Genomic DNA, 483 nt, shown 5'->3' on the forward strand with positions numbered 1-483 from the left:
ATCCTGTTTTAACTTATACAGTGTCACCAAGTTTGCTTTCGGGAGATTCATTCACAGGATCTTTAACAAGAGTTAGTGGTGAAAATATTGGTAATTATGCTATTAATCAAGGTTCGCTTTCAGCTGGATCTAAATATTTAATTACTTATGTTGCTGCAAACTTTACTATTACCGCAAAACCAATTACAGTAACGGCAACTCCATCACAAACGAAAGTTTACGGAACAACAGATCCTGTTTTTGCTTATACAGTTTCACCAGGTTTGGTAGGTAGTGATGCCTTTACAGGAGCTTTAACCAGAGTTGCTGGGGAAAATATAGGAACTTATGCTATTACCCAAGGAAGTTTGAGTGCCGGATCTAATTATACGATTAGTTACGCAGGTGCTAACTTTACTATTACGGCAAAACCAATTACAGTAACAGCAGATGCTTCACAAACAAAAGTTTATGGAACAGTAAATCCTGTTTACACTTATACGG

At 36.9% G+C, this 483-nt stretch carries 1 protein-coding gene; it reads left to right on the forward strand.

The window, feature by feature from the left end; genetic code table 11:
- Positions 1–483 (forward strand): MBG domain-containing protein (locus DMB65_RS22260; protein ID WP_317048152.1); only part of this gene is annotated, 483 nt, incomplete at both ends.

This window comes from Flavobacterium cheongpyeongense (assembly GCF_003202435.1).
In the GTDB taxonomy this organism is placed as follows: domain Bacteria; phylum Bacteroidota; class Bacteroidia; order Flavobacteriales; family Flavobacteriaceae; genus Flavobacterium; species Flavobacterium cheongpyeongense.